The sequence below is a fragment of the Streptomyces sp. NPDC096132 genome (assembly GCF_044763345.1).
GTDB lineage: Bacteria > Actinomycetota > Actinomycetes > Streptomycetales > Streptomycetaceae > Streptomyces.
The window spans coordinates 212336-226932 of sequence record NZ_JBIWGA010000017.1 but is presented as its reverse complement, the minus strand read 5'-3'; the positions used below and the strand labels follow the sequence as shown (position 1 = coordinate 226932).

The following is a 14597-nucleotide window of genomic DNA, read 5'->3' as shown; positions in this document are numbered from 1 at the left end:
GGTCGGGCGGTCCCGGTGGGGCGGTGACCGCGGATGATGGCCGGAGGCGCGCCATCCTAGAGCCCGAACGAGCCGTCTGACCAGGGGTTTCAGGACACGTATACGGCAATGTCGGTGCGGTGGTGTGCAATGGATCTCGTGCCCGCACTCGAAGAACCACTGAAGAAGGTGCTCGGCCCACCGACCGCGAAGGTGATGGCCGAGCACCTCGGCCTGCACACCGTCGGCGACCTCCTGCACCACTATCCGCGCAGATACGAGGAGCGCGGCCAGCTCACCCACCTGGCCGACCTCCCCATGGACGAGCACGTCACGGTGGTCGCCATGGTCGCCGACGCCCGGCTGCAGACCTACGCCTCCGCCAAGACACCCCGCGGCAAGGGCCAACGGCTGGAAGTCACCATCACCGACGGCAGTGGTCGACTCCAGCTGGTCTTCTTCGGCAACGGCGTCCACAAACCCCACAAGGAACTCCTGCCGGGCACGCGCGCGATGTTCGCCGGCAAGGTCTCCGTCTTCAGGCACCGACTCCAACTGGCGCATCCGGCGTACGAGTTGCTGCGCGGCGACAGGGAGGAGACCGTCGAGACCTGGGCGGGCGCCCTGATCCCGATCTACCCGGCCACCGCCAAACTGGAGTCCTGGAAGATCGGCAAGGCCCTCCAGACCGTCCTGCCCAGCGCCCAGGAAGCCGTCGACCCCCTCCCGCCCGCCCTCCGCGAGGGCCGCGGTCTGGTCACCCTCCCCGAGGCCCTCCTCAAGATCCACCGCCCCCACACCAAGGCCGACATCGCCGACGCCCGCGCCCGCCTCAAGTGGGACGAGGCCTTCGTCCTCCAGGTCGCCCTCGCCCGCCGCCGCCACGCCGACGCCCAACTCCCCGCCGTCCCCCGCCGGCCGTCCCCCGACGGCCTCCTCACCGCCTTCGACGACCGCCTCCCCTTCACGCTCACGGAAGGCCAGCAGAAGGTCTCGAAGGAGATCTTCGACGACCTGGCGACCGACCACCCGATGCACCGCCTCCTCCAGGGCGAGGTCGGATCGGGCAAGACCATGGTGGCCCTGCGCGCCATGCTCGCCGTCGTCGATGCCGGCGGGCAGGCAGCCATGCTGGCCCCCACCGAGGTCCTCGCCCAGCAACACCACCGCTCGATCGTGGAGATGATGGGCGAGCTGGCCGAGGGCGGCATGCTGGGCGGCGCCGAGCAGGCCACCAAGGTCGTGCTGCTGACCGGCTCCATGGGCGCCGCGGCCCGCCGCCAGGCCCTGCTCGACCTCGTCACCGGCGAGGCCGGAATCGTCATCGGCACCCACGCCCTGATCGAGGACAAGGTCCAGTTCCACGACCTGGGCCTGGTCGTGGTCGACGAACAGCACCGCTTCGGCGTCGAACAGCGCGACGCCCTGCGCGGCAAGGGCAAACAGCCCCCGCACCTCCTCGTCATGACGGCCACCCCCATCCCGCGCACGGTCGCGATGACGGTCTTCGGCGACCTGGAGACCTCCGTCCTCGACCAGCTCCCGGCCGGCCGCTCACCCATCGCCAGCCATGTCGTCCCCGCCGCCGACAAGCCCCACTTCCTGGCGAGGACCTGGGAGCGGGTGCGCGAGGAGGTGCAGAACGGCCATCAGGCGTACGTCGTCTGCCCGCGCATCGGCGACGACATCGACGAACCCGCCGACCCGAAGAAGGCGAAGAAGTCCGCGGAGGACGAGGCCGAGAAGCGCCCGCCCCTCGCGGTCCTGGAAGTGGCCGACCAGCTCGCGAAAGGCCCCCTGCAAGGCCTCACGGTCGAAGTCCTGCACGGCCGAATGCACCCGGACGACAAGGACGCGGTGATGCGCCGCTTCGCCGCGGGCGAGACGGGCGTCCTGGTCGCCACCACGGTCATCGAGGTCGGCGTCAACGTCCCCAACGCGACGGCGATGGTCATCATGGACGCCGACCGCTTCGGCGTCTCCCAGCTCCACCAGCTCCGCGGCCGAGTGGGCCGCGGCTCGGCGGCCGGCCTCTGCCTCCTGGTCACCGAGATGCCCGAGGCCAGTGCCGCCCGCCAGCGCCTCAACGCCGTCGCCTCCACCCTCGACGGCTTCGAACTCTCCCGCATCGACCTCGAACAACGCCGCGAGGGAGACGTCCTCGGCCAGGCCCAGTCGGGCGCCCGCACCTCGCTCCGCGTCCTGGCCGTGATCGAGGACGAGGAGGTCATCGCGGAGGCGAGGGAGGAGGCGGTGGAGGTGGTGACGGCGGATCCGGAGCTGACGGGACTTCCCGGCCTACGGACGGCACTGGACGCCTTGTTGGATGACGAGAGGGAGCAGTACCTGGAAAAGGGGTGAAGTGGCCCTACCCAGGGGCGCGGGGAACTGCGCGACCAGCCACACTGAACCTTAAAGCCGCCCACGACCAAGGACTGATGATGACCCGCGTGATCGCCGGCGCAGCCGGCGGACGCCGACTGGCCGTCCCGCCAGGGACCGGCACCCGCCCGACATCGGACCGCGCCCGCGAGGGCCTTTTCTCCACCTGGCAGTCCCTCCTCGGCGGCCCCCTCGACGGCGAACGCGTCCTCGACCTCTACGCCGGCTCGGGAGCGGTCGGCCTGGAGGCCCTCTCCCGAGGCGCGAGCCACACCCTCCTCGTGGAGGCCGACGCGAGAGCCGCCCGCGTCATCCGCGAGAACGTGAGAAACCTCGCCCTCCCCGGCGCCGAGGTCCGCGCGGGCAAGGCCCACCAAGTGATCCAGACGGCGCCGCCAAAGCCGTACGACCTCGTCTTCCTCGACCCCCCTTACGCCGTCACGGACGACGATCTTCGCGAGATTCTCCTCACACTCCGCTCGGGGGGCTGGCTCGCGCCCGAGGCGCTCGTCACCGTGGAGCGCAGCACCAGAGGCGGGGAGTTCCACTGGCCGGACGGCTTCGAAGCGCTCCGGGCCCGTCGCTACGGCGAGGGAACGTTTTGGTACGGTCGCGCCGCCTCTACGTGCGAAGACGCACGATGACCGGACCGGAGAGCGAGGGATCACAAGTGCGCCGCGCCGTCTGTCCCGGGTCGTTCGACCCGATCACCAACGGACACCTCGACATCATTTCCCGCGCCTCCCGTCTGTACGACGAGGTCTATGTCGCGGTCATGATCAACAAGTCCAAGAAGGGCCTGTTCGAGATCGACGAGCGGATCGACCTGATCCGCCAGGTCACCGCCGAGTACGGCAACGTACGGGTCGAGGCCTTCCACGGCCTCCTCGTCGACTTCTGCAAGCAGCGCGAGATCCCCGCCATCGTCAAGGGCCTGCGCGCGGTCAGCGACTTCGACTACGAGCTGCAGATGGCCCAGATGAACAACGGGCTGTCCGGGGTCGAGACGCTCTTCGTGCCCACCAACCCCACGTACAGCTTCCTGTCCTCCTCCCTGGTCAAGGAGGTGGCGACCTGGGGCGGCGACGTCTCCCACCTGGTCCCGCCGGTCGTTCTGGAGGCGCTCAACAAGCGCCTGCGCAAGGACTGATGGGGCTACAGTCGTCCCGTCCGTCTCCAACACAGCTGTAGAGAGTGGCGAGCAACCGGTGGACGTACAGATGAAGCTCGACGAGATCGTCACGGCGGTCTCCAGTGCCCGGTCGATGCCCATGTCGGCCTCGTGCGTGGTCAACCGCGCCGACCTGCTCGCCCTGCTGGAAGAGGTGCGCTCGGCCCTGCCCGACTCCCTCGCCCAGGCGCAGGAGCTGATCGGCGGCCGTGAGCAGATGGTCGAGCAGGCCCGCCAGGAGGCCGAGCGGATCATCTCCACCGCGCACGCCGAGCGCGGCTCCCTGATCTCCGACACCGAGATCGCCCGCCGCTCCCAGGCCGAGGCCGACCGCATCCTCGCCGAGGCCCGCAAGGAGGCCGAGGACATCCGCGCCGAGGCCGACGACTACGTCGACTCCAAGCTCGCCAACTTCGAGGTCGTCCTCACCAAGACCATCGGCTCCGTCGGCCGCGGCCGCGAGAAGCTCCTCGGCACCGGCCCCGGTGTGGACGAGCAGGGCTACGAGGACGAGGACGCCCCCGAGCGCAGCCACGACCCCGAGACCCTGCGCCGCGACGCCGACGCCTACGTCGACACCAAGCTGGGCGCCTTCGAGGCGGTGCTCACCAAGACACTGGAGGCCGTCGGCAAGGGCCGGCAGAAGCTGCACGGCCGGATCGCCACCGACGACCTCGGCGCCCTCGCCGAGGACACCACGACCTACCAGCACTCCTCCGACGCCGACTACCTCGCCGACCTGGCCGCCCTCGCCGAGCAGGACAGCACGGCCCCGGCCGCCGTCGGACAGAGGACGCCGCAGCCGTCGTACGAGGAACAGCCGGTCGGCTACGGCTACCCGCAGCAGGACGGGTACGGCTACGACCAGACGTACGCGCAGCAGGACCAGTACGGCTACCAGCAGGCGGACCCCTACGCCGTGGCGTCCTACCAGGGCTACGACACCCAGCAGACCGCCTACGACCCGCACCAGCAGTCCCAGCAGTCCCACCAGTCCCAGCAGTCCTATGCCCTCGACGAGACCAGCCTCTTCGACACGGGCATGATCACCCCGGAGCAGCTGCGCGCCTACGAACAGGGTCGCGGTCTCTAGAACCACCCGGATTGGGCTGTGGGCGAAAGCTCCAGTATCCTGGCTCTTCGGTCGCGCGTACGTCCGCGATCACCGCTGCCCGGAACACCGAAGGGCGGCGGCCCAAGAGCTCGGAAGATCGAAAGCAGGAATGGCCCTGAACGCCCGCCTCGACCACCGCAACCCTCTCGTGTTCGACACACACGAGCTGGGGCGGCGTCCTGGCGCGCTGCAGCGCCTGACCCGCGAGATCGACGCCCCCAGGGACTTCGGTATCCAGGGAGTCGTCGGAGTGCCGGAAGGCGCCCCCGTGGAGCTCGAACTCCGCCTCGAGTCGGTCATGGAAGGGGTGCTCGTCACAGGCACCGCCCGTGCACGGGCCGAGGGGGAGTGCGTAAGGTGTCTGGAGCCGCTCGGGCTTGATCTCGAAGCGGACTTCCAGGAGATGTTCTCGTACCCTGACGCCGACGACCGGGGCCGCCCCAAGGCGGAACCGGCCGACGACGCCGAGGAAGACGAGGACAGGCTCTTCATCGAGGACGGCCTGTTCGACCTCGAACCCGTGCTGCGCGATGCGGTGGTGCTCGCACTGCCGATGCAGCCGGTGTGCCAGGACGACTGCCCCGGCCTGTGCTCCCAGTGCGGAGCCCGGCTGGCGGACGACCCGGACCACCACCACGACGCCACCGACATCCGTTGGGCGGCACTGCAGGGACTCGCCGGTTCACTCGGAGACGGCGAGAAGGACGAGATGAGCGGCGCCGAAGCGGAAGCGGGCGTCGACGAGAAGCAGGAGAAGTAGCCGTGGCTGTTCCGAAGCGGAAGATGTCGCGCAGCAACACGCGCCACCGCCGGTCGCAGTGGAAGGCTGCGGTCCCCACCCTGGTTGCGTGCGAGCGCTGCCACGAGCCCAAGCAGCAGCACATCGCGTGCCCGTCTTGCGGCACCTACAACAAGCGCCAGGTCCTCGAGGTCTGAGCGGCTGGTGAGAGGCTCCATGTCTGACGCCAAGGCGGACTCGACCGCCAAGAAAAAGGCGGACACCACGGCCTCGTCCCACACGCTTCTGGAAGGGCGGCTCGGCTACCAGCTCGAGTCCGCCCTTCTGGTGCGTGCGCTGACCCACCGTTCCTACGCGTACGAGAACGGCGGTCTGCCGACGAACGAGCGGCTGGAGTTCCTCGGGGACTCCGTGCTCGGCCTCGTCGTCACGGACACGCTGTACCGCACCCACCCCGATCTGCCCGAGGGCCAACTGGCCAAGCTGCGGGCCGCGGTGGTCAACTCACGTGCGCTGGCGGAGGTCGGTCGTGGCCTCGACCTGGGCTCCTTCATCCGGCTGGGCCGCGGTGAAGAGGGCACGGGCGGCCGGGACAAGGCGTCCATCCTCGCCGACACCCTCGAAGCGGTGATCGGCGCGGTCTATCTCGACCAGGGCCTCGACGCGGCCTCCGAACTGGTGCACCGCCTGTTCGACCCGCTGATCGAGAAGTCCTCGAACCTCGGTGCCGGCCTGGACTGGAAGACCAGCCTCCAGGAGCTCACCGCGACCGAAGGCCTCGGCGTGCCCGAGTACCTGGTCACGGAGACCGGCCCCGACCACGAGAAGACCTTCACTGCTGCCGCCCGCGTCGGAGGCGTCTCGTACGGCACCGGCACCGGCCGCAGCAAGAAGGAGGCGGAGCAGCAGGCCGCCGAGTCCGCGTGGCGGTCCATCCGGGCCGCGGCGGACGAGCGCGCCAAGGCGGCGAAGGCGGCGCACGACGCCGCGGCCGCCGAAGCCGGCGCGGACCCCGAGTCCGCCTCCGCCTGATCGGAACACGACAGTACGACGCCCGCCCTTCGCCGTCCGAGGGGCGGGCGCCGCGTATCCGGGGGATCCCATGCCCGAGTTGCCCGAGGTCGAGGTCGTCCGGCGCGGTCTGGAGCGATGGGTCGCCCATCGCACGGTAGCCGACGCCGAGGTGCTGCACCCGCGTGCCGTACGGCGTCATCTCGCGGGTGCCGACGACTTCGCGCACCGGCTCAAGGGCCACCGCATCGGCACCCCCAGCCGCCGCGGCAAGTACCTCTGGCTGCCGCTGGAGGACACCGGCCAGGCGATCCTGGCCCACCTCGGGATGAGCGGCCAGTTGCTGGTCCAGCCGCAGGGCTCACCCGACGAGAAGCATCTGCGCATCCGGGTGCGCTTCGCCGACGCGCTCGCCACCGAACTCCGCTTCGTCGACCAGCGCACCTTCGGCGGCCTCTCGCTGCACGACACCACCCCCGACGGTCTGCCGGACGTCATCGGGCACATCGCCCGTGACCCCCTCGACCCCCTGTTCGACGACGAGGCCTTCCACCAGGCCCTGCGCCGCAAGCGCACCACCATCAAGCGGGCCCTGCTCGACCAGTCGCTGATCAGCGGCGTCGGCAACATCTACGCGGACGAGGCCCTGTGGCGCTCCCGCCTGCACTACGACCGACCGACGGGCGGCTTCACCCGGCCCCGCACCTTCGAACTCCTCGGACACGTCCGGGACGTGATGAACGCGGCCCTCGCCGTCGGCGGCACCAGCTTCGACAGCCTGTACGTCAACGTCAACGGCGAGTCGGGCTATTTCGACCGGTCCCTGGACGCGTACGGCCGTGAGGGCCTGCCCTGCAAGCGGTGCGGCACGCCGATGCGCCGGCGGGCGTGGATGAACCGGTCCAGCTACTTCTGCCCGAGGTGTCAGAGGGCGCCGCGCGTCCCGTCGTAGCGCTCGCGGGCGGTCAGGACGTCGTCCATGCGGCCCTCCACACAGTGGATGAGGGCCAGCAGCCGCTCGGCGACCTCCCGACCCAGCGGGGTCAGTTCGTAGTCCACGCGCGGCGGGTTGGTCGGCTGCGCGTCCCGGTGCACCAGTCCGTCGCGCTCCAGCGCGTGCAGCGTCTGGGACAGCATCTTCTCGCTCACGCCGTCGACCCGGCGGCGCAGCTCGTTGAAGCGCAGCGAGCCCTCGTACAGCGCCCCGAGCGTCAGGCCGCCCCACCGGCCCGTGACGTGCTCCAGCGTGCCGCGCGAGGGACAGGCCTTGGCGAACACGTTGTACGGGAGGTCCATGTCCTCCGTGCGCTCCTGCGTGCTGGTCATGCCGACAGCGTACGCGAAGGCAGCGCTAACCGACAGGTTGCACTAACCAAAAGTTAGTGCTTTCCTTTCGTCATCGCCGGTGAGCTGCGCTCCCGTGTGCGGCTCCCGTATCTCACCTTTCCCGAGGAGTACCTCCGTGACGACCCCTGTTCTCTCCATCGCCTACCACTCCGGCTACGGCCACACCGTCGTCCTCGCCGAGGCGGTCCGCGCCGGTGCCGTCGAGGCCGGTGCCGAGGTGCATCTGATCAAGGTCGACGAGATCACCGAGGAGCAGTGGGCGGTGCTCGACGGCTCGGACGCGATCGTGTTCGGCTCGCCCACGTACATGGGTACGGCGTCCAGTGCCTTTCACGCTTTCGCGGAGGCGACCTCCGCGCGCTGGGCCACCCAGACGTGGAAGGACAAGCTGGCGGCGGGCTTCACCAACTCCGGCTCCAAGAGCGGCGACAAGCTGCACACCCTGCAGTTCTTCCAGATCCTGGCCGCGCAGCTGGGCATGCACTGGGTCAACCTCGGGCTGCTGCCCGGCTGGAACAGCTCCACCGCCTCCGAGACCGACCTCAACCGCCTCGGTGTGTTCCTCGGCGCGGCCGCGCAGACCAACGTCGACGAGGGCGCCGAGGCCGTCCACAAGGCCGACGTTGCCACGGCCGAGCACCTGGGCCGACGGGTCGCCGAGACCGCGAAGGTCTTCCTGACCGGCCGGGCCCAGGCTGCATGATCGTTTCTGCGTACGCTCTTCCGGTCGGGGGCTAGTACCCGAAGTCCTGCGTCCACCAGGGTCCGCCGGACCCGAAGTGGACGCCTACGCCCAGCGTCTTGAAGTCGCAGTTCAGTATGTTCGCCTTGTGGCCGGGGCTGTTCATCCAGGCCTCCATGACGGCGGCCGCGTCGGCCTGGCCGCGGGCTATGTTCTCGCCGCCGAGGCTGGATATCCCGGCCTTCTCGGCCCGGTCCCACGGGGTCAGTCCGTCCGGGTCGGTGTGGTCGAAGAAGCCCCGCGCCGCCATGTCGTCGCTGAACTTCTCGGCCAGGTCCGACAGCGCGCTGTTCGCGGCGACCGCACTGCAGCCGACCTTGGCCCGCTCCTCGTTGACGAGCTTGAGCACCTCGGCCGCGGCCTGCGCCTCGGCCGAGACCGTCACCGCGGACTCGGACTTCTGCGGCGCCCTGGTGGCCGCCTTCGACTTGGACGGGGTGGTCTTCGGCTTCTCCGACGGCGTGACCTCGGGCTTCTTGGTCGCCGTCTTGCTCGGCGAGGCCGAGGCCGAGGCCTTGGAGGACGACTCGCTGGGCGAGGCCGACGGCGAGGTGGAGCGGCCGCCGTCGCGACTGGCCGACGTGCTGGAGCGGCCGGTGTCGGCGGAGCCCGACGTGCCGCCCTGCTCGGAGTTCGAGTTGTTCGGGGTGTCGGCGGCCTGCACGTTGTCGCCGGGGCCGGTGCTGCCGCCGAGCTTGTAGCTCTCGAGGCCGGGCACCACCCCGGTGGCCACCGCGACGGTGCCGAGGGCGACCGCCGCGGAGACGCCGAGCAGACCCGTCTTCACCGGGGTCGCGGCCCTCTTCTTGCGACGGCGGCGGCCCGAGCCCGGGCGTGCGGCACCGCCGTCGGGCGTGAAGCCATCGGCCGCGAACACCGTGGTGTCGGCGTATTCGCCGTCCGTCGAGTACAGGTACTCCTGGCTTCTCGCCACGGTGTCGGCGTAGGCCTCCGGGTTCAGGTACGGCGCGATGCCGAGCGTGTCCGGGCCGTCGGAGTACGAACCCCGAGGGTCGTGGCTTTCCGTGTACGAGCCGTGCGTCTGTGTGACCCCCGTGGCGCGGCCCGTGGCGGCGCGGCCGGCGGCGGAGCGTCGGTGGCGTCCCATGTCCTTGCCTTCCTCGTCCATCGGTCAACCCGTCTCATATGACCTTGGGAGTAACCCAGCTCACACGATCGAGTGAGTTTCATATGAGAATCATTGGGTGGGGACGGTACCGCATGCCGCTGGGGGCGGAAGTGCCTCGAGGGATTTTGCCGGGTTAGGTTGCACCCATGAGCGAGGATGTACGGCTGGTCGCCTGGGTGCGCGGACGCGTCCAGGGCGTGGGATTCCGCTGGTTCACGCGGGCCAAGGCGCTGGAGATCGGCGGCCTGAGTGGCTTTGCTCTCAATTTGGCCGACGGTCGGGTCCAGGTCGTCGCGGAGGGTGCCCGTGAGGGCTGTGAGGGTCTGCTGGACTGGCTCGCGGGTGACGACACGCCCGGGCGCGTGGACGGAGTCACAGAGATATGGGACACACCCCGCGGCGGATACGACGGCTTCGCGATCCGCTGAGCCTTCCGCGCCAAGGGGCCCCGCGCAACCGGAGGGTCGTGCCACCGGCATGTGCCCACAGCAGAAATGAGCAGGTGGTTGCCAAGAATCGCTTGCAGTGGCAAGCTCCGCACGCAAGGATGATCGCCACGCCCCGAGGGTCCCGCAGGAGTCGCAGCGCCGCCGTCACGGCCGCGCGCGAGCGGGTTGCCCGCCAATACGGGGCGTGATCGTGTTGACCGTCAAACTTTTTGGTGAGACGCTGAAAGCACCCCGCGCACCTAGCTGTTTGGCATGGATGAACGGCAGCACGAACAAGATCCAGTCAAGTACCGCGGGTGCGAATCCCTCACGACCCACACCGCTTCGGTCGGTCACTCAGTGTGGAGGACCATCCATCATGGCAAAGGCGCTTCTCGGTTACGTCGGCGGCTCCGACCCGCGACTCCTCGCCGAGATGCGACGGCTCCAGCAGCGCGTCCAGGATCTGGAATCCGAGCTCGGACGAATCCAGGCCGAGAACGACGCGCTCACGGCTGCCGCTTCTCACGACAGGTTCATGGAGAGCATCGACGCACACCAGGCGGAGCCTGCGCTCACCTGATCGCTGCACCGCTCCACGACAGCAAACGCAGTGGTTGGGCGACTCGTTTCAACCGCGTCGGACCGCTAAGTTGTCAGAAGTTGCAAGGGACGCTTCGGCGTCCCTTCTTTCTTTCCCCCGCGCTCCCGTGCCCGTCCCCGCCAGTCCTCCACCCCACCCTTCAGTCTTCTTAACGTGTGGTGTGCCCTGCGCGTTCATGGGTGAAACCGCGGGTTCATGGAGTGAGACACCCCCGGAAGGTAGAGTCCAGCGCCGTGCACCTCAAGGCCCTGACCCTCCGCGGGTTCAAGTCGTTCGCCTCGGCGACCACACTCCGGTTCGAGCCGGGCATCACGTGTGTCGTCGGGCCCAACGGCTCGGGCAAGTCCAATGTCGTGGACGCGCTCAGCTGGGTCATGGGCGAGCAGGGCGCCAAGTCGCTGCGCGGCGGCAAGATGGAGGACGTCATCTTCGCCGGCACCACCGGCCGCCCGCCGCTCGGCCGCGCCGAGGTGTCCCTCACCATCGACAACTCCGACGGGGCCCTGCCCATCGAGTACGCCGAGGTCACCATCACGCGGATCATGTTCCGCAACGGCGGCAGCGAGTATCAGATCAACGGCGACACCTGCCGCCTCCTCGACATCCAGGACCTCCTCTCCGACTCCGGCATCGGCCGCGAGATGCACGTCATCGTCGGCCAGGGCCAACTCGACTCCGTCCTGCACGCCGACCCGATGGGCCGCCGCGCCTTCATCGAGGAGGCGGCCGGCGTCCTGAAGCACCGCAAGCGCAAGGAGAAGGCGCTCCGCAAGCTGGACGCGATGCAGGCCAACCTCGCGCGCGTGCAGGACCTCACCGACGAGCTGCGCAGACAGCTGAAGCCGCTGGGCCGTCAGGCCGCCGTCGCCCGGAGGGCCGCCGTCATCCAGGCCGACCTGCGCGACGCCCGCCTGCGCCTGCTCGCCGACGATCTCGTACGGCTCCGGGAGGCGCTCCAGGCCGAGGTGGCCGACGAGGCCGCGCTCAAGGAACGCAAGGAGGCCGCCGAACAGGAGCTGAGGAAGGCCCTCCAGCGCGAGGGGCTCCTGGAGGACGAGGTCCGCCGGCTCGCCCCGCGCCTCCAGCGCGCCCAGCAGACCTGGTACGAGCTGTCCCAGCTCGCCGAACGCGTCCGCGGCACCATCTCCCTCGCCGACGCGCGCGTGAAGAGCGCCACCTCCGCGCCCCCGGAGGAGCGGCGCGGCCGCGACCCCGAGGACATGGAGCGCGAGGCCGCCCGCATCCGCGAGCAGGAGGCCGAACTGGAGGCCGCCCTCGAAGCGGCCCAGCACGCCCTCGACGACACCGTCGCCCACCGCGCCGACCTGGAGCGCGAACTCGCCGTCGAGGAACGGCGCCTGAAGGACGTCGCCCGGGCCATCGCCGACCGCCGCGAGGGCCTCGCCCGGCTGAACGGCCAGGTCAACGCGGCCCGCTCGCGCGCCGCCTCCGCCCAGGCCGAGATCGACCGGCTGGCGACGGCGAGGGACGAGGCCCAGGAACGGGCGTTCGCGGCGCAGGAGGAGTACGAGGCCCTCAAGGCGGAGGTCGACGGCCTCGACGCGGGCGACGCGGAGCTGGCCGAGCGGCACGAGGCGGCGAAGCGGCAGCTCACCGAGGCCGAGGCCGCCCTCACCGCCGCCCGCGAGGCGGCCACCGCGGCGGAACGCGACCGCGCGGCGACCAAGGCCCGGCACGGGGCCTTGGCGCTGGGGCTGCGCCGCAAGGACGGGACGGGGGCACTGCTCGAGGCCACGGACCGTCTCACCGGTCTGCTGGGCCCGGCGGCAGAGTTGCTCACGGTGACCCCCGGCTACGAGGTACCGCTGGCCGCCGCTTTCGGCGCCGCCGCCGACGCGATCGCTGTGACGACCCCGGCTGCGGCGGCTGAGGCTCTCCGCTTGCTGCGCAAGCAGGACGCCGGGCGGGCGGCCCTGCTGCTGGCGGGGGCACCAGAGGCGCCCGACACGGGCGCGGGGCAGCATCACTATGCGGCTCCGCCGCGGGGCGCGACCAGCCACAATGCACCCGCAGACGACCGACGACCTCTCGCGGCAGACCTCGTCCGCGGCCCCGCCGACCTGATGCCCGCCGTACACCGCCTCCTGCACGGCATCGTCGTCGTCGGCACCCTGGAGGACGCCGAGGAGCTGGTCTACCGGCACCCCGAACTGACCGCCGTAACCGCCGAAGGCGACCTGCTCGGAGCGCACTTCGCCCACGGTGGCTCAGCCGGCGCACCCAGCCTCCTCGAAGTACAGGCGTCCGTCGACGAGGCCGCCGCCGAGCTGGAAGAGCTGGCGGTCCGCTGCGAGGACCTGACCGAGGCACAGCACGCCGCCGGCGAGCGGCGCAAGGAGTGCGCCGCGTTCGTCGAGGAACTGGGGGAGCGGCGCCGGGCCGCCGACCGGGAGAAGTCGGCCGTGGCCCAGCAGCTCGGACGGCTCGCGGGGCAGGCGCGCGGTGCCGCCGGGGAGGCCGAGCGGTCCACCGCGGCGGCGGCACGGGCGCAGGACGCCCTCGACAAGGCCCTGGAGGAGGTCGAGGAACTCGCCGAACGGCTGGCCGTCGCCGAGGAGATGCCGGTCGAGGAGGAACCCGACACCTCGGTGCGGGACCGGCTCGCCGCCGACGGGGCCAACGCACGCCAGACCGAGATGGAGGCCCGCCTCCAGGTCCGTACGCACGAGGAGCGGGTCAAGGGGCTGGCCGGGCGGGCCGACTCGCTGGACCGGGCCGCGCGGGCCGAACGTGAGGCACGCGCGCGTGCCGAGCAGCGGCGGGCCCGGCTGCGGCACGAGGCCGCCGTCGCCGAGGCCGTCGCCTCCGGTGCGCGGCAGCTGCTCACGCACGTCGAGGTGTCCCTGGGGCGGGCCGGCGAGGAGCGCGTCGCCGCCGAGGCCGCCAAGGCCCGCCGTGAGCAGGAGCTGGCCGCCGCCCGCACCGCCGGGCGCGATCTCAAGGCCGAGCTCGACAAGCTGACGGACTCGGTCCACCGCGGTGAGGTCCTCGGCGCCGAGAAGCGGATGCGGATCGAGCAGCTGGAGACGAAGGCGCTGGAGGAGCTGGGCGTGGAGCCGGAGGGGCTCGTCTCCGAGTACGGCCCCCATCAGCTCGTACCGCCTTCCCCGCCCGCCGAGGGCGAGGTGCTGCCGGAGGACCCGGAGCACCCCCGCAACCAGCCGGTGCCGTTCCGGCGCGCCGAGCAGGAGAAGCGGCTGAAGGCCGCCGAGCGGGCGTACCAGCAGCTCGGCAAGGTGAACCCGCTGGCGCTGGAGGAGTTCGCCGCGCTGGAGGAGCGCCACAAGTTCCTCAGTGAGCAGCTGGAGGACCTGAAGAAGACCCGCGCCGACCTGCTTCAGGTGGTGAAGGAGGTCGACGAGCGCGTCGAGCAGGTCTTCACCGAGGCGTACCGGGACACGGCGAGGGAGTTCGAGGGCGTCTTCAGCCGGCTCTTCCCGGGTGGCGAGGGGCGGCTGATCCTCACCGACCCCGACAACATGCTCACCACGGGTGTGGACGTCGAGGCCCGGCCGCCGGGCAAGAAGGTCAAGCGGCTCAGCCTGCTCTCGGGTGGTGAGCGGTCGCTGACCGCCGTGGCCATGCTGGTGTCGATCTTCAAGGCCCGGCCCAGCCCGTTCTACGTCATGGACGAGGTCGAGGCCGCCCTCGACGACACCAACCTGCAGCGGCTGATCCGCATCATGCAGGAGCTGCAGGAGTCCTCGCAGCTGATCGTGATTACGCACCAGAAGCGGACCATGGAGGTCGCCGACGCGCTGTACGGCGTGTCCATGCAGGGCGACGGTGTGTCCAAGGTGATCAGCCAGCGGCTGCGGTAGGCAGCGCCCGGCGCTTATTCGCGCCCGCCTTATTCCTTCAATCCTTGAACTCAATCTCCTCAGTCATGCCTGTTTTCTCACATCACCCCACCTAGTGCTTTCGGAACTT

14 protein-coding genes are annotated in these 14597 nt (G+C 70.3%); 12 read left to right on the top strand and 2 right to left on the bottom strand.

Annotated elements, in window-relative coordinates; all coding sequences use genetic code 11:
• The first annotated feature begins 129 nt into the window (after window positions 1-129).
• From recG to mutM, 8 genes are all read left to right on the top strand, one after another.
• Complete coding sequence (gene recG, locus ACIRF9_RS34685; protein WP_403830407.1) at window positions 130-2340, top strand: ATP-dependent DNA helicase RecG; 2211 nt, start codon at window positions 130-132, stop codon at window positions 2338-2340.
• Window positions 2341-2420: 80 nt separating this feature from the next.
• Complete coding sequence (gene rsmD / locus ACIRF9_RS34680) at window positions 2421-3005, top strand: 16S rRNA (guanine(966)-N(2))-methyltransferase RsmD (RefSeq protein WP_403830405.1); 585 nt, start codon at window positions 2421-2423, stop codon at window positions 3003-3005.
• Between the two features lie 26 nt (window positions 3006-3031).
• Window positions 3032-3511, top strand: coding sequence for a pantetheine-phosphate adenylyltransferase (gene coaD, locus ACIRF9_RS34675; RefSeq protein WP_403830446.1), 480 nt, complete (start codon window positions 3032-3034; stop codon window positions 3509-3511).
• A 58-nt stretch (window positions 3512-3569) separates the two neighbouring features.
• A complete protein-coding gene (locus ACIRF9_RS34670) occupies window positions 3570-4625 on the top strand; it encodes an ATP synthase F0 subunit B (protein WP_403830403.1) in 1056 nt (351 codons plus the stop codon).
• A 130-nt stretch (window positions 4626-4755) separates the two neighbouring features.
• Window positions 4756-5406: a YceD family protein gene (locus ACIRF9_RS34665; protein ID WP_403830400.1), complete on the top strand. Its 651-nt coding sequence runs from the start codon at window positions 4756-4758 to the stop codon at window positions 5404-5406.
• A 2-nt stretch (window positions 5407-5408) separates the two neighbouring features.
• Complete coding sequence (rpmF, locus tag ACIRF9_RS34660; protein ID WP_003951102.1) at window positions 5409-5582, top strand: 50S ribosomal protein L32; 174 nt, start codon at window positions 5409-5411, stop codon at window positions 5580-5582.
• Window positions 5583-5601: 19 nt separating this feature from the next.
• Entirely contained in the window at window positions 5602-6417 is an 816-nt protein-coding gene (gene rnc / locus ACIRF9_RS34655) for a ribonuclease III (RefSeq protein ID WP_403830397.1), read from the top strand.
• Window positions 6418-6487: 70 nt separating this feature from the next.
• Window positions 6488-7348: a bifunctional DNA-formamidopyrimidine glycosylase/DNA-(apurinic or apyrimidinic site) lyase gene (gene mutM / locus ACIRF9_RS34650; protein WP_403830394.1), complete on the top strand. Its 861-nt coding sequence runs from the start codon at window positions 6488-6490 to the stop codon at window positions 7346-7348.
• On the opposite strand, the gene ACIRF9_RS34645 is transcribed toward mutM, so the two are convergent.
• A complete protein-coding gene (locus ACIRF9_RS34645) occupies window positions 7321-7722 on the bottom strand; it encodes a winged helix-turn-helix transcriptional regulator (RefSeq protein ID WP_403830392.1) in 402 nt (133 codons plus the stop codon). The genes mutM and ACIRF9_RS34645 overlap by 28 nt on opposite strands.
• Before the next feature lie 136 nt (window positions 7723-7858).
• Between ACIRF9_RS34645 and ACIRF9_RS34640 the strand changes: the two genes are divergently transcribed.
• A complete protein-coding gene (locus ACIRF9_RS34640) occupies window positions 7859-8446 on the top strand; it encodes a flavodoxin family protein (RefSeq protein ID WP_403830389.1) in 588 nt (195 codons plus the stop codon).
• Window positions 8447-8477: 31 nt separating this feature from the next.
• Here ACIRF9_RS34640 and ACIRF9_RS34635 read toward each other — a convergent pair whose 3' ends face one another.
• Complete coding sequence (locus ACIRF9_RS34635) at window positions 8478-9593, bottom strand: CAP domain-containing protein (protein ID WP_403830386.1); 1116 nt, start codon at window positions 9591-9593, stop codon at window positions 8478-8480.
• A 167-nt stretch (window positions 9594-9760) separates the two neighbouring features.
• On the opposite strand from ACIRF9_RS34635, the gene ACIRF9_RS34630 reads away from it, so the two are divergent.
• From ACIRF9_RS34630 to smc, 3 genes are all read left to right on the top strand, one after another.
• Window positions 9761-10042, top strand: a complete 282-nt coding sequence (locus ACIRF9_RS34630) for an acylphosphatase (RefSeq protein WP_403830384.1) — start codon at window positions 9761-9763, stop codon at window positions 10040-10042.
• Between the two features lie 379 nt (window positions 10043-10421).
• Window positions 10422-10625 carry a hypothetical protein gene (locus tag ACIRF9_RS34625; protein ID WP_030793895.1) on the top strand — a complete coding sequence of 68 codons (204 nt, stop codon included), beginning with the start codon at window positions 10422-10424 and terminating at the stop codon, window positions 10623-10625.
• Between the two features lie 254 nt (window positions 10626-10879).
• Window positions 10880-14488, top strand: coding sequence for a chromosome segregation protein SMC (gene smc / locus ACIRF9_RS34620; RefSeq protein ID WP_403830381.1), 3609 nt, complete (start codon window positions 10880-10882; stop codon window positions 14486-14488).
• Window positions 14489-14597 lie beyond the last annotated feature (109 nt).

Coding starts and splice junctions, on each gene's coding strand:
- ACIRF9_RS34635 (WP_403830386.1), bottom strand. CDS start 9,593: ATGGGACGCCACCGACGCTCCGCCGCCGGCCGCGCCGCCACGGGCCGC.
- mutM (WP_403830394.1), top strand. CDS start 6,488: ATGCCCGAGTTGCCCGAGGTCGAGGTCGTCCGGCGCGGTCTGGAGCGA.
- recG (WP_403830407.1), top strand. CDS start 130: ATGGATCTCGTGCCCGCACTCGAAGAACCACTGAAGAAGGTGCTCGGC.
- ACIRF9_RS34665 (WP_403830400.1), top strand. CDS start 4,756: ATGGCCCTGAACGCCCGCCTCGACCACCGCAACCCTCTCGTGTTCGAC.
- ACIRF9_RS34630 (WP_403830384.1), top strand. CDS start 9,761: ATGAGCGAGGATGTACGGCTGGTCGCCTGGGTGCGCGGACGCGTCCAG.
- ACIRF9_RS34625 (WP_030793895.1), top strand. CDS start 10,422: ATGGCAAAGGCGCTTCTCGGTTACGTCGGCGGCTCCGACCCGCGACTC.
- rsmD (WP_403830405.1), top strand. CDS start 2,421: ATGACCCGCGTGATCGCCGGCGCAGCCGGCGGACGCCGACTGGCCGTC.
- ACIRF9_RS34645 (WP_403830392.1), bottom strand. CDS start 7,722: ATGACCAGCACGCAGGAGCGCACGGAGGACATGGACCTCCCGTACAAC.
- rnc (WP_403830397.1), top strand. CDS start 5,602: ATGTCTGACGCCAAGGCGGACTCGACCGCCAAGAAAAAGGCGGACACC.